9 protein-coding genes are annotated in these 13,122 nt (G+C 71.7%); 6 read left to right on the top strand and 3 right to left on the bottom strand.

What is annotated here, in order from left to right; all coding sequences use genetic code 11:
- Window positions 1–134: 134 nt before the first annotated feature.
- Window positions 135–932, bottom strand: a complete 798-nt coding sequence (locus AB0M20_RS07480; RefSeq protein WP_364295297.1) for an ABC transporter permease — start codon at window positions 930–932, stop codon at window positions 135–137.
- A complete protein-coding gene (locus AB0M20_RS07475; RefSeq protein ID WP_364295294.1) occupies window positions 929–1,828 on the bottom strand; it encodes an ATP-binding cassette domain-containing protein in 900 nt (299 codons plus the stop codon). Before AB0M20_RS07475 ends, AB0M20_RS07480 begins: the two co-directional genes overlap by 4 nt.
- 130 nt (window positions 1,829–1,958) lie before the next feature.
- On the opposite strand from AB0M20_RS07475, the gene AB0M20_RS07470 reads away from it, so the two are divergent.
- The 4 genes from AB0M20_RS07470 (at window position 1,959) to AB0M20_RS07455 (ending at window position 7,127) form a co-directional block, all read left to right on the top strand.
- Window positions 1,959–3,206: a histidine kinase gene (locus tag AB0M20_RS07470; protein WP_364295291.1), complete on the top strand. Its 1,248-nt coding sequence runs from the start codon at window positions 1,959–1,961 to the stop codon at window positions 3,204–3,206.
- Window positions 3,203–3,874, top strand: a complete 672-nt coding sequence (locus tag AB0M20_RS07465) for a response regulator transcription factor (protein ID WP_364295288.1) — start codon at window positions 3,203–3,205, stop codon at window positions 3,872–3,874. The genes AB0M20_RS07470 and AB0M20_RS07465 overlap by 4 nt, the downstream gene beginning before the upstream one ends.
- Before the next feature lie 35 nt (window positions 3,875–3,909).
- Entirely contained in the window at window positions 3,910–5,088 is a 1,179-nt protein-coding gene (locus tag AB0M20_RS07460) for an AI-2E family transporter (protein WP_364295285.1), read from the top strand.
- A gap of 353 nt (window positions 5,089–5,441) precedes the next feature.
- Window positions 5,442–7,127: a substrate-binding domain-containing protein gene (locus tag AB0M20_RS07455; RefSeq protein WP_364295282.1), complete on the top strand. Its 1,686-nt coding sequence runs from the start codon at window positions 5,442–5,444 to the stop codon at window positions 7,125–7,127.
- 31 nt (window positions 7,128–7,158) lie between these two features.
- Here the strand turns inward: AB0M20_RS07455 and AB0M20_RS07450 are convergent, their stop codons facing one another.
- A complete protein-coding gene (locus AB0M20_RS07450; RefSeq protein WP_364295279.1) occupies window positions 7,159–8,367 on the bottom strand; it encodes a dipeptidase in 1,209 nt (402 codons plus the stop codon).
- 230 nt (window positions 8,368–8,597) lie between these two features.
- Between AB0M20_RS07450 and AB0M20_RS07445 the strand changes: the two genes are divergently transcribed.
- The gene (locus AB0M20_RS07445; protein ID WP_364295276.1) at window positions 8,598–10,259 is read left to right on the top strand and encodes a DNRLRE domain-containing protein; all 1,662 of its coding nucleotides are present in this window, start codon (window positions 8,598–8,600) and stop codon (window positions 10,257–10,259) included.
- Window positions 10,260–10,387: 128 nt separating this feature from the next.
- A complete protein-coding gene (locus tag AB0M20_RS07440; RefSeq protein WP_364295273.1) occupies window positions 10,388–13,072 on the top strand; it encodes a bifunctional diguanylate cyclase/phosphodiesterase in 2,685 nt (894 codons plus the stop codon).
- Window positions 13,073–13,122 lie beyond the last annotated feature (50 nt).

Raw genomic sequence — 13,122 nt, 5'->3', positions numbered from 1 at the left:
CATCGTTCCGATCAGCGACAGTGCCCAGACTCCTGCGGCGTGCATGCCGCCGACGCTACCCGCACATAGTCCACAAATCCGTCATAAGGCGCTCCGACCGGCCGGGGGGTCACCCTCCCGGCCGGTGCGGAGGATCAGGAGACCTCTCGCTTGAGCACGCGGACGGCTCCCGCGACCAGCGGTACGAGGATCCACACCGCGCAGGAGACGCCGAGCCGCGCCCACTGGCCGCCCGTCATCGCCGCCTCGGTGAGCGGCGCCGTGGTCGTGTTGATGTCCAGCCAGCTGGTCGCCGTGCGCAGGGACCGGATCGCCTCGCCGAGGATCGTCCAGACCATCGGCAGGGCGAAGAACCCGACGATCGCCAGCGGCGTGTTCATCAGCAGGGCCCCGAACGCGGAACCCATCAGCACGTAGAGCACCTGCAACGCCAGGCACTGCAGGAGCACCTGCCACGGCAGAGCCCAGGAGCCGTTGCCGTCGGCGGCGATCGCGATCAGATTGGCCGCCGCCGCGAAGACGTACGTCGACGCGGCCGCCAGCACCGCGATGATCACCGCGGCGGCGAGCTTCGAGCCGAACACCCGCCCCCGTTGCGGGGTCAGCGCGAACGTGGTCAGCGCGGTCCGCTGCGACCACTCGCCGGTCATCGAGAGGATGCCCAGCACCGGCAGCAGCACGCCGGCCGGCAACTGCGCGAACCCGAAGAACCCGGCGAACGTCTGCTCCTCGGCCGGGGCGGCCAGCAGCAAAATCGCGGCCGTCGCGACCGACGCCAGGGCGATGACGATCAGCAGCCAGAGCCCGGCCCGGGTGTCGGCCAGCTTGCGCAGCTCGACCGCGATCAGCCGCAGCATGGGCACCTTGGCGCCCGCCTCGGCCACGCGGTCGTCGGTGCCGGCCGGCCGGGCCGGCGTCTCGAGGGCGGTCATCGGACGGCCTCCTTCACGGAATCGCCGGCGGTCAGGGTCAGGAACATTTGCTCGAGGCCACCGCCGCCGGCCGGCCTCAGCTCCAGCAGGACCAGGCCGGCGTCCGCCGCCGCCCGGCCGATGGTCTCCGCGTCGGACTGCACGACGACGCCCCCGTCGGTCGTTTTCGTGCCGGTCAGCCCCACGCGGTGCAGCACCAGGTCCAGCGCCTCGGGGTCGAGCGCCCGGACGACGATGCCCGACGAGGCCAGCAGCTCGGCCTTGTCGCCCTGGGCGACGATCCGGCCGCCGCCGATCACCACCAGCTGATCGGCCACCGCCTCGACCTCGCGCAGCAGATGCGACGAGAGCAGCACCGTGCCGCCGGCGTCGGCGAAGTCACGCAGCAGCCCGCGCATCCAGAAGATGCCCTCCGGGTCCAGGCCGTTGGCCGGCTCGTCCAGGATCAGCACGCGCGGGTCGCCGAGCATCGCGTACGCGAGCCCCAGCCGCTGCCGCATGCCCAGGGAGTACGCCTTCACCCGCCGCTTGGCGGCGGTCGCGTTGAGCCCGACCCGGTCCAGGCTCTCCTCCACCTTGCGGCGCTCGATGCCCATCGTCATCGCGGCGAGCGTCAGCACCTCCCGCCCGGTGCGCCCCGAGTGCTGCGCCGAGGCGTCGAGGAGCACGCCGACCCGGCGGCCCGGGTTGCCCAGCCGCTGATAGGGCACGCCGTCGACCGTGGCGTGGCCGGCGGTCGGCGGGGTCAGGCCGGTGATCATGCGCATCGTGGTGGACTTGCCGGCCCCGTTCGGGCCGAGGAAGCCGGTCACCGTGCCCGGCCGGCAGGTGAACGACACGTCGTCGACGGCCGGGTGTGTCCCGTACCGCTTGCTCAGGTGTTCGACCGTGATCATGCCGTTCAGCGTGCCGGGGCGGGGTGGTGCGCCGCGTCGGTCAGGGGTCGACGGGCGCGAACCTTGGTCTAGCGATGATGTCGACTTTGGTTGGTATCCGGCAGGGTCGCGCCGCTCCTACGATGCAGGCATGGGATCGCCCGCGGTGACGGAGTATCGCTGGCTGCTGCCCGCGGTGCTGGTCGCCGACCCGGACGAGCACCGCCGGGTGCGCCGGTCGACGCGCGACTGGGTGATCGACTCCCTGTGCTTCCTGATCGGCTTCGGCTTCACCCTGCTGGTCACCGTCGACCTGCTCAGCGGCGGCGATCTCGAGGCGGTGCCGGGCTGGGCGGACACGCCGCTCTGGCTGGTCTGGACCGACTTCGCGCTCGGCACGGTGTTCGCGATCGGCCTGTTCTGGCGCCGTCGCCACCCGGTGCGGCTCGCGCTGGCGGTCCTGGTGGTCGGCGTCTTCTCCCTGACCAATGCGCTCACCGCGTTGATCCTGCTGTTCAGCGTCGCGGTGCACCGGCGGTTCTCGGTGGTCGCGGCCATCATGGTCGCCTCGATCGCGGTGACCGCGCTCTTCACGGTGGTCCGCCAGGAGAACGGCACCGGTTTCGTCGAGTCGTTCGGCTGGTCGGTCGTGTTCATGGTGATCGTGGTGCTGTGGGGGATGGTGGTGCGCTCCCGCCGGCAGCTGGTGGTCTCGTTGCGCGACCGCGCCGAGCGGGCGGAGAGCGAGCAGCAGCTGCGGGTCGCGCAGGCCCGGTCGCTCGAGCGCACCCGGATCGCCCGGGAGATGCACGACGTCCTCGCCCACCGCATCTCCCTGCTGAGCCTGCACGCCGGCGCGCTGGAGATCCGGCCGGACGCGAGCGCCGACGAGGTGGCGGGCGCCGCCGGCGTGATCCGGGCCAGCGCCCACCAGGCCCTGCAGGACCTGCGCGAGGTGATCGGCGTGCTGCGCGCGGACACGGGGGAGGAGACCGCCCCGGAGCGGCCGCAACCCACCATCGCCGACCTGCCCGCGCTGGCCGACGAGTCGCGGGCGGCCGGCATGCGGGTGCGGCTGGAGCTGACGGTCGCGGCCGGCGACGTGCCCGCGCTGACCGGCCGGACGGCCTACCGCATCGTGCAAGAGGCGCTGACCAACGCCCGCAAACACGCGCCCGGCGCCGCGGTGACCGTCGCGATCGGCGGCGCCCCGGGTGCCGGCCTGGCCGTCGCGGTGAGCAACCCGTGGCCGGTCAGCCCGCCCGCGGCCATCCCCGGCACCGGCACCGGCCTGATCGGCCTCGCCGAGCGCACCACCCTGGCCGGCGGCCGCCTCACCCACGGCCGCACCGAGTCCGGCGACTTCGCCCTGACCGCCTGGCTGCCGTGGCCGGCATGACCGGGACCGTCGGGGAGCAGGTGCGCGTGCTCATCGTGGACGACGACGCGCTGGTCCGGGCCGGGCTGTCGATGATCCTGGCCGGAGCCTCCGACGTCGCCGTCGTCGGCGAGGCGTCGGACGGGCGCGACGTGCCCGATGCCGTCGCCGCGTGCCGGCCCGACGTGGTGCTGATGGACATCCGCATGCCCGGGGTCGACGGCCTGACCGCCACCGAGGACCTGCGACGCCGCCGCGATTCGCCCGAGGTCATCGTGCTGACCACCTTCGACACCGACGAGTACGTTCTGCGGGCGTTGCGGGCCGGCGCCAGCGGGTTCCTGCTCAAGGACACGCCGCCGGTGGAGATCCTGCAGGCCGTCCGGCGGGTGGCCGCGGGCGAGGCGACGCTGTCGCCCACCGTGACCCGGCAGCTCATCGCGCACGTGTCCGCTGCCGGCGCGGCCGCGCCGCACAACGAGGCACGCCGCCGGGTCCAGGCGCTCGCCGAGCGGGAGCGGGAGGTGGCCGTCGCGCTGGGGCAGGGGAAGTCCAACGCGGAGATCTCGGCCGACCTGCACATGAGCGTGGCGACCGTGAAGGCGCACGTGTCGCGCCTGCTCACCAAGCTCGAGCTCAACAACCGGGTCCAGATCGCGTTGCTGGTTCACGACGCGGGCCTCGCCTGAGGTGTTCCGCGGCGATCACCATCTATGGTGCTGACATGCCTGCCACCGGTCTGAACGGGGCCAAGACCCGGTCCGCACTGCGCAACTCGGCGTTGCTGTCGCTGCAAGCAGCGGCGGTGCTGCTCTTCGCCTGGGTGGTGCTGTGGGTGCTCGGCCGCGTCTGGTCGGCCATCTGGCCGCTCGTCGTGGCCCTGCTGCTCACCACGCTGACCTGGCCGGTGACCCGCTTCCTGCGCCGGCGCGGGTGGGCGCCGGCCCTGGCCGCGTCGGCCGTGACCCTGCTGTTCCTGCTGGTGGCCACCGGCATCGTGGTGCTCATCGCGGTGCCGGTCGCCTCGCAGTCGGGCGAGCTCGCGAACGGGGTGGCCGAAGGCATCCTGAAACTGCGGGAGTGGGCGGCCGGGCCGCCGCTGAATCTCGGCGACGACCAGATCAGCAAGGGGCTCGACTCGGCGGTCGCCCGCCTGCAGGGCAGCGTCGGCAGCATCGCCACGGCCGCGGTGACCGGCGTCGGCACGGTGATCAACGGCGTCGTCACGGCGATCCTCGCGCTCTTCCTGATGTTCTTCTTCCTCAAGGACGGGCCGCGGTTCCTGCCCTGGCTGGCCCGGCAGCTGCCGGGCCGGGCCGCGGTGCACGTCCCGGCGGTGGCCGAGCGCAGCTTCGACACCCTCAGCGCCTTCGTGCGCTCGCAGGCCTTCGTCGGGCTGCTCGACGCCGTCTTCATCGGTCTCGGCCTGTGGATCGTCGGCGTCCCGCTGGTGTTGCCGCTGGCCGTCCTGACCTTCGTCTCGGCATTCGTGCCGATCGTCGGGGCGCTCTTCGCCGGCTTCGTCGCCGTGCTGATCGCCCTGGTCTCCAACGGACTCACCGACGCGCTCATCGTGCTGGGCATCATCATCCTGGTCCAGCAGCTGGAGGGAAACATCTTCCAACCCATCGTGCAGAGTCGCGGTCTGGGCCTGCATGCCGCCGTCGTGCTGCTCGTGGTCGTTCTCGGCGGCAACCTGGCCGGCATCGTCGGCAGCCTGCTCGCCGTGCCGGTGGCGGCGATCTTCGCGGTGATCTGGGGGTACGTGCGCGAGCGGCTGACCGATCCGCCCCAGTCGGCCGATCCGGCCGATCCGGCCCAGCCGGCCCAGTCGGCTCGGCCGCCGGGGCCACCCGCGGCCGACGGGACGCCGGCGCCGGGACCGCGAACCGCCGCTACATAGTTAACAATTTGAGATTTGTGTACCGCTGCGTGAGACGGGTGCGCAATTGCACGACTGATGGCAGACCTGAACGGTCACCATGGGTGCACAATCCCGTCCACTACCACCGGTGAGCGATCGGGTTGAGTAGTCCGGTTCAGCCCGACCGATCGGCCCGCCGAACCCACCGACGGTTATTAGAACCGGATCAAAGCAGGGCCGGCACAGATGCACTCTGCGTTGCGTTCGGGATCGATGGGTCACTATCTGCAGCGATGGTGACGATATTAATCCGAATGTCCATGGTGCTTTGGAATCGTTCCGATCATGATGTCCCGATGCCAGGACGCCATCGTCAACTACAACGGACCGGATTGGTCGTCACCGCAGCCGCCGCGGCCGTCATCGTGGTCGCCGGTGGATCGTGGGCCGGCTATCGGGAACTCTCCGGTGCGGACTGCTCGTCCGACGTCAAGCTGAGGGTGACCGCCGCGCCCGAGATCGCCCCCGCCGTCCGCACCGTGGCCGACGCCTGGAGCAAGGGTGACGCCGCGAAGGTCGGGTCGGCCTGCGTCTCGGTCGTGGTGACCGCCGCCGAGGCGCCCTCCATGACCGCGGCGATCGCCGCCCAGCACGGGGTCAGCCTGGCCGGTGTCGGCTCCCAGTCGGTCGACTCGGCCGACACCGACGTCTGGCTGCCGGACTCCAGCACCTGGCTGCTCCGGCTCGCCGCCGAGGCCCCGGGCTTCCTCCCCGCGAACACCGGCTCGGTCGCGACCAGCCCGGTCGTCATGGCGGTGCCCCAGCCGACGGCCGCCGAGACCGGGCGTACCCCCGCCTTGACGGATCTGGTCAAGCAGGTGATCACGGACCGGACGCTGCGGCCCGGCATCGTGGATCCCGCCCGTGACGCGGCCGGCCTGTCGGGGTTGCTGTCCCTCGCGGCCGCCGCCGGCACCGGCGCCAAATCCGGCGCGGTGAAGGTGGGCGTCATGCGTGCCTTCGCGGTGAACAGCTCGAGCATCCGCGCCGACATGCTGGAGAAGTTCCCGCGCTCGGAGGCCGAGGTGGGCAGCAGCATCGGCCTGGCGCCGCTGTCCGAAGAGGACGTGATCACCTATAACCGGAGCCGGCCACCGGTCCCGCTGGCCGCGCTGTACCCCCAGCCGACGCCGCCGATGCTGGACTACCCGTTCGCGGTGATGCCCGGCGCCGACCCGGTGAAGACGTCCGCCGCGACCGTGCTGCGCCAGGAGCTGAGCAAGCCCGGGTTCGCCGCCGAGCTCAGCAAGGCTGGGCTGCGCACGGCGGCCGGCACTGCCGGGCCGGCCTTCTCGCTCCCGCAGGGCGCCCCCGCGACCGTCACGCCGCCGCCTCCCCCGAAGGACCTCAAGGCCACCGCCACCGCGATCGGCAACCTGCTCGGCAGCTGGTCGGTGATCACCCGGCCGGGCCGGATGCTCGCGGTGTTCGACGTCTCCGGCTCGATGAAGGAGAAGGTGCCGACGGCCGGCGGGCTGACCCGGGCGCAGGTGATGCGCAAAGCGGCCTCCGACGGCCTGGCGCTGCTCGACGACCGCTGGTTCATCGGCAACTGGACGTTCTCCACCAACATGTCGGGCAAGCGGCCGTGGATCGAGAACTGCCCGCTCGTCTCGAACGCCACCCATCACCCCGAGCTGGTGGCGTGCCTCGACAAGATCACGCCCAAGGACGGCGGCGACACCGGCCTCTACGACACCGCCCTGGCCGCGTACAAGCGGGTGCAGCAGGGCTGGCAGTCCGGGCTGTCGAACTCCGTCGTGCTCTACACCGACGGGGAGAACGACAATCCCGACGGCGGTCTCACGATCGACCAGCTCGTCGCCGGGCTGACCAAGGCGCGCAACCCCGCGAAGCCGGTCCGCATGATCATCATCGGCATCGGTCCGGACGTCGACCGTGACGAGCTGAACACGATCGCCAAGGCGTCCGGCAACGGCGGCGTCTTCATCGCCTCCGACCCCGCCGACATCGGCGACATCATCCTCCAGGCGATCGGCAGTCGCAGCGGCGCCTGACCGGGCTCAGCGTGGCTCAGCGCAGGGCGGATCAGCGGGCAGGGGAAAGCGGCCAGAGAGGTTCCGCGGCCGCCTCCTCCGTCACGCGCAGCACCCTGAGCATGTTGCGTCCGGTGAGCTTCTCCAGGTCGGCGGCCGTCCACCCGCGGTCGGCCAGTGCCGACAGCAGCCGCGGGTAGCCGGACACGTCCTCCAGCCCGGCCGGCAGCGCGTCCGTGCCGTCGTAGTCGCCGCCCAGCCCGATGTGGTCGACGCCGGCCACCTCGCGCGCGTGCTCGATGTGGTCGGCCACCTGCGCGATCGTCGCCACCGGCCGGGGGTTCGCCGCCGCCCACGCCGCCATCTCCGGCCGCGCGGTCACGCCCTGCACCTCCGGCGCGGGGCGGGAGACCGGCGCCGCGCCGGGTGCGGGCGCGGCGGGCCAGTCGTCCGGCTCGTCAGGTACTCCGAGCCGGACCGCCTCCTCACCGGCCGCGGCCGCCCACGCCTGCACCTGCGCGGAGACGAAATACGGCACGAAGGTCACCTGCACCACGCCGCCGTTGTCCCGCAGCCGGGCCAGCACGTCGTCGGGCACGTTGCGGCGGTGGTCGGTGACCGCCCGGGCCGACGAGTGGCTGAAGATCACCGGGGCGACGGCCGTGTCCAGCGCCGCGTGCATCGTCACCGGGGCGACGTGCGACAGGTCCACGAGTACGCCGATCCGCTGCATCTCCCGCACGATGGCCCGGCCGGCGTCGTTGAGCCCGCCCACCGCCGGCTGCTCCGCGGCCGAGTCGGCCCACGAGGTGTTGTTGTTGTGGGTCAGCGTGACGTAGCGGACGCCGAGGCGCGCGAATGACCGCAGCACGCCCAGCGACGTCGCCAGGCTGTGCCCGCCCTCGATGCCGATCAGCGAGGCGATCCGGCCGCCCGCCCAGGCCCGCTCGACGTCCGCGGCGGTGTACGCGATCGCCAGGTCGGCCGGGTACGCGGCCACCATCCGGTACACGGCGTCCACCTGCTCCATGGTCGCCACGACGGCCTCGGGCTCGGGGAGGTCGGACGGCACGTACACCGACCAGAACTGAGCGCCCACCCCACCGGCCCGCAGCCGCGGCAGATCGGTGTGGAAATCCGGCTGCGCCGCGTCCAGCCCGGCCACCGAGTAGCCGCGCAGCGCACGCAGCTGCAGCGGCAGGTCGTTGTGCCCGTCGATCACCGGCGCGGCCCGCAGAACGTCAGCTACCAGGGGATTCATCCCTGCAATATGTCACGCACCCCACGTCGAATGGGCCCCGGTCTGCGGTGCGCACCGGTTTCCGGATTCTCCGCGCCGTCCATCGGACCAGGCGCCGGGAGCAGCAGAGCAACCTGCTGGCACCGAGACGGGGCCCGGACGTGCAATTCCCAGCCCGGAATCTTCTCTGCATGCCCGGCCGAACACACGGCCGGACAAGCGGGGGGAACTACAGCATGCTTCGGAAGTCCTTGTCTGCCGTCACCGCCGTCCTGGCCGGTGCCGGAACCCTGGGAGTCGCGCCGGTGGGGGCCGTCGCCGCTCCGAGCCTCACGATCAACGCCAGCGACGACACCTACACCTCGAGCGGCCGCAAGGACGCCTCGTTCGGTGCCGAGGACAAGCTGGTGATCGGCAAGCTGGGCAAGGATGTCAAGGTTTCGTTCCTGAAGTTCGTCGTGCCGGTCGGCGCGTCGGTCACCGGCGCCCGCCTGAAGCTGACCGCGGTCGGCGGCGTGACCGGCAAGGTCACCGTGCACCGGGTGCTGGACAACTCCTGGACCGAGAAGAAGCTGACCTCGGCGACCGCACCGGCGCTGGGCCTCGGGATCGCGAGCGCCACGCCGAAGAAGGGCGCCGCCGACGTGTCGTTCGACCTGGGCGCCGAGATCACCGGCCCGGGCACCTACTCGCTGGCCGTGCAGTCGCCGGCCGCCGTCACCCGTTTCCGCTCGGCCGAGGCCAAGAGCGGCATGCCCGCGCTGACCGTGACCACCGCGGCCGTCGAGGCGCCGGTCGAGGCGCCGGTCGAGGAGCCGGTCGAGGAGCCGACGCAGGCGCCGGTCGAGGAGCCGACCCAGACGCCGGTGGAAGAGCCGACGCAGACGCCGGTCGAGGAGCCCACGCAGGAGCCGACGGTCGAGCCGACCCCGGAGCCCACGGTCGAGCCGACCAAGCCGGCCGAGCCGGGCAAGTGCGAGACCGACGCCAAGCTCGTGCCGTCCTGCGGCGTGCTCTGGGGTGGCGCCGCCGGTGGCTTCACCAGCGCGCCGCGCGACGAGGCCCTCATCGACTGGGAGAAGACCAGCGGCCGCACGGCCACCATCTTCCACACGTACCACAAGGGTGACGAGCCGTTCCCGACCAAGGCCGAGATCGCGATGACGCGCGACGCCGCCAAGCCGCGGGTGCTGCTGCTCAACTGGAAGATCGCGTACGGCTCGAGCTGGGCCAAGGTTGCCAAGGGCGAGCAGGACAAGCGCATCGACGCCTTCGCGGCGCGGGTGAAGTCCACGTACCCGGAGAAGTTCTTCCTCGTGCTCAACCACGAGCCGGAGAACGACGTCATCGCCAAGGCCGGCTCCGGCTGGGAGGCCAAGGACTTCGCGGCCATGTACCGCCACACGATCCTGCGGCTGCGCGCCAAGGGCCTGACCAACGCGATCAACGTGATGGCCTACATGGGCAACGAGAAGTGGATGTCGCAGTCGTGGTGGAAGGACATCTACCCCGGTGACGACGTCGTCGACTGGATGGGCCTCGACTCCTACGTGAGCGCCGAGAAGGGCTACTACCACTACGGCTTCTTCGCCGACCTGCTGGACCGCAAGGGCAACACCGGCCCCACCTTCTACGACTGGGCGACCACCAAGCACGCCTCGAAGCCGCTGATGATCGCCGAGTGGGGCGCCTACCACCGCATCGGCAAGACGACCGACAAGGCCGCGCAGTACAACAGCGTCCGCCCCGAGCTGGGCAAGCGCCCGCAGATCAAGGCGATCGTGCACTTCGACACCAAGCACGACGACGAGGGTGACCGCGACATCAGCATCGACAGCACCAAGACCGGTCTCGCCGCGTTCCGGAAGCTGGCCGCGGACCCGATCTTCAACGTTGCGCTCAAGCTGAAGTGATTGCTCACGAGCCGCCCGGCGGGCCTGCCGGGCGGCTCGTGCTCTTTCCTGATCGCTTGGCTTTCCTCAGGTGATCCAGGCCACGCCCGATCTCGGGGGTGACGAGCTCGGTCGGCTGGGGAGGTGGGATGACGGTCCGGCGTGACACCCTGCTGACCCTCGCCCTGGCCGGCGCCTTCGCGGCGGTCATCGTCAGCGGCGTGGGCGGCGATCGCTTCACCGCCGACTTCTCCAACGTCGTCACCGTCGTGCTGGTGTCCGCCGCCGGGCTGTCGTGCCTGTGGCGGGTGGTTTCCCGGCACCGGCAGGACAGCCGGCTGAGCTGGGCGTGGATCGGCATCGGCCTGGGCTCGCTCACGTACGCGCTGTCGGAGGCGGCCTGGACCTGGATCGAGACGGTCCAGCGCCACGAGGTCCCGTTCCCGTCCCCGGCCGACGCGGGCTATCTGGCGATGGTCCCGCTCACCGCGGCCGGGCTGCTGCTAGTGCCGGTGGCCCGGCAGACGGTCGCGCACCGGGTACGCAGCATCGTCGACGGCCTGATGGTCGCCGCCTCGCTGCTGCTGATCAGCTGGATCTTCGTGCTGCGCGACGTGCTCGACGCCGGCGGCGAGACCGGGCTGGGCCGGTACGTCCTGCTCGCGTACCCGGTCTCCGACATCGTCCTGGTGACGGTGGTGCTGTACATGCTGGCGATGCTGCGGCGCGGCGGCCAGGACTGGGGACCGTTCACGCTGATCGGCGCCGCGGTGGCGGTGATCGGCGCCTCGGACAGCGCCTACGTCTACACCACGCTGCACGGCGGCTACGTCTCCGGCGGCATCCTCGACATCGGCTGGTTCACCGGCTTCGCGCTGATCCTGCTCGCCAGCCGCCGCCCGGACGCCCCGCCCACCGCCGAGCACGGCGACACCGGAGCGGAGCAGCAGCCGTTCGCCATGCTCGTCCCGTACGCCGCGGTGATCTTCGCGGTGGGGGTCAGCGTCGTCTACTACGCGGTGCACGGGCCCGACCCGTTCGTCACCTGGACCCGCTCGGCGCTGATCCTGCTGATCGTCGGGCGGCAGATGTTCACCCTGCTGGAGAACCAGCACCTCACCCGCCGCCTCGAGTCCCGCGTGACGGCCCGCACCGCCGAGCTGAGCGCCCGCGAGAACCGGTTCCGGGCCCTCGTGCAGCACAGCTCCGACTCGGTGGCCGTGATCGACCCGGACACCACCGTCCGCTACCAGAGCGACTCGGTGGAGCGGATCTTCGGCTACCCGGCCGAGCTGCTCGTCGGGCGGCGCCTGACCGACCTGGTGGGCCGGCGGGCGGCCGCCCAGCTCGCCGCCGCGGTCCGGGCCGTCGAGGGCCGTCCGCTCGGCACCACCGTGGTTGAGCTGCTGCTGCCGCACGCCGACGGACGCATGCGGCAGGCCGAGATGACCGTGACCAACCTGATGCACGACCCGACGGTCGGCGGGCTGGTGCTGAACACCCGCGACGTCCACGACGCCAAGGAGCTGCAGGACCAGCTGGTGCACGAGGCGTACCACGACGGTCTCACCGGGCTGGCCAGCCGCGCGCTGTTCCGCGAGAAGCTGGACGACGCGGTCGAGGACGTGGCGATCCTGTTCCTCGACCTGGACGGCTTCAAGGAGGTCAACGACAGCCTGGGGCACGCGGCCGGCGATCAGCTGCTGGTGCAGGTCGCCGACCGGCTGCGCGCGTCGGTCCGCGAGGGCGACACGGTGGCCCGGTTCGGCGGCGACGAGTTCGCCGTGCTGGTCGAGTCGCCCGAGGCCATGGCCGACGCCGCGTCGATGGCCGGCCGGATCATCGCCGCGCTCGACGTCCCGTTCGCCGTCGGCGGGCGCGAGCTGCACATCGGCGCCAGTGTGGGCATCGCCGCCGCGGCCGGCGCGAGCGACGTCCAGCAGTTGCAGCGCAACGCCGACCTCGCGATGTACCAGGCGAAGGCGGCCGGCGGCGGCGCGTACGCGGTCTACGACCCGGCCATGCACGACCAGCTGATGGACCGCCTCGAGCTGGAGGCCGACCTGAGGGTTGCGCTGGACCGCGGCGAGCTGGCCCTGCACTACCAGCCCACGGTGGACATGCGCACCGGCGAGATCGTCGGCTTCGAGGCGCTGGTCCGCTGGTACCACCCGGTCCGCGGCGTGGTGTCGCCGCTGGATTTCATTCCGATCGCCGAGGCCACCGGGCTGATCGTGCCGCTCGGGCGCTGGGTGCTGGCCGAGGCGTGCCGGCAGGCCGTCGAGTGGGGCGCCGGGCGCGGCCGCCGCCTGAAGATGGCCGTGAACGTGTCGGTGCGCCAGTTCGACCACTGCGACCTGGCTTCGCTCGTGTCGCAGGTGCTGGCCGAGACCGGGATGCCGGCCGATCAGCTCTGCCTCGAGATGACCGAGAGCGTGCTGCTCACCGACACCGACGAGAACCTGACCCAGCTCGTCCGCGTGAAGGCGCTCGGCGTCACCCTGGCGATGGACGACTTCGGCACCGGGTTCTCGTCGCTGGCGTACCTGCGCCGCTTCCCGATGGACGTGCTCAAGATCGACCGCTCCTTCGTCGAACGACTCGGCGGCGACGACGAGGACGAGGCGCTGGTCCACACGATCGTCCGGCTCGGACAGAGCCTGGGCATGCAGACCGTCGCCGAGGGCATCGAGGACGGCGCCCAGCTCGCGGCGCTGCGCGAGATGGGCTGCGACTTCGCCCAGGGCTACCTGCTGTCGCGCCCGCTGCCGGCGCCCGACGCCGGCCGCATCCTCGAGACCGGGATCCGCACCCCGGTCGCCGTGGCGACCTGACCGCGTCCGCCGGCGTTCCCGGCCGTTCTCCCGATCGACCGGCCCGCGGG

This window comes from Actinoplanes sp. NPDC051633, assembly GCF_040681735.1.
In the GTDB taxonomy this organism is placed as follows: Bacteria; Actinomycetota; Actinomycetes; order Mycobacteriales; family Micromonosporaceae; genus Actinoplanes.
This window is presented reverse-complemented; position numbering and strand designations above follow the sequence as displayed.

Bases quoted from the DNA above. Each gene is read 5' to 3' on its own strand.
- AB0M20_RS07480 (WP_364295297.1), bottom strand. From the start codon at position 932: ATGACCGCCCTCGAGACGCCGGCCCGGCCGGCCGGCACCGACGACCGC.
- AB0M20_RS07475 (WP_364295294.1), bottom strand. From the start codon at position 1,828: ATGATCACGGTCGAACACCTGAGCAAGCGGTACGGGACACACCCGGCC.
- AB0M20_RS07470 (WP_364295291.1), top strand. From the start codon at position 1,959: ATGGGATCGCCCGCGGTGACGGAGTATCGCTGGCTGCTGCCCGCGGTG.
- AB0M20_RS07465 (WP_364295288.1), top strand. From the start codon at position 3,203: ATGACCGGGACCGTCGGGGAGCAGGTGCGCGTGCTCATCGTGGACGAC.
- AB0M20_RS07460 (WP_364295285.1), top strand. From the start codon at position 3,910: ATGCCTGCCACCGGTCTGAACGGGGCCAAGACCCGGTCCGCACTGCGC.
- AB0M20_RS07450 (WP_364295279.1), bottom strand. From the start codon at position 8,367: ATGAATCCCCTGGTAGCTGACGTTCTGCGGGCCGCGCCGGTGATCGAC.
- AB0M20_RS07440 (WP_364295273.1), top strand. From the start codon at position 10,388: ATGACGGTCCGGCGTGACACCCTGCTGACCCTCGCCCTGGCCGGCGCC.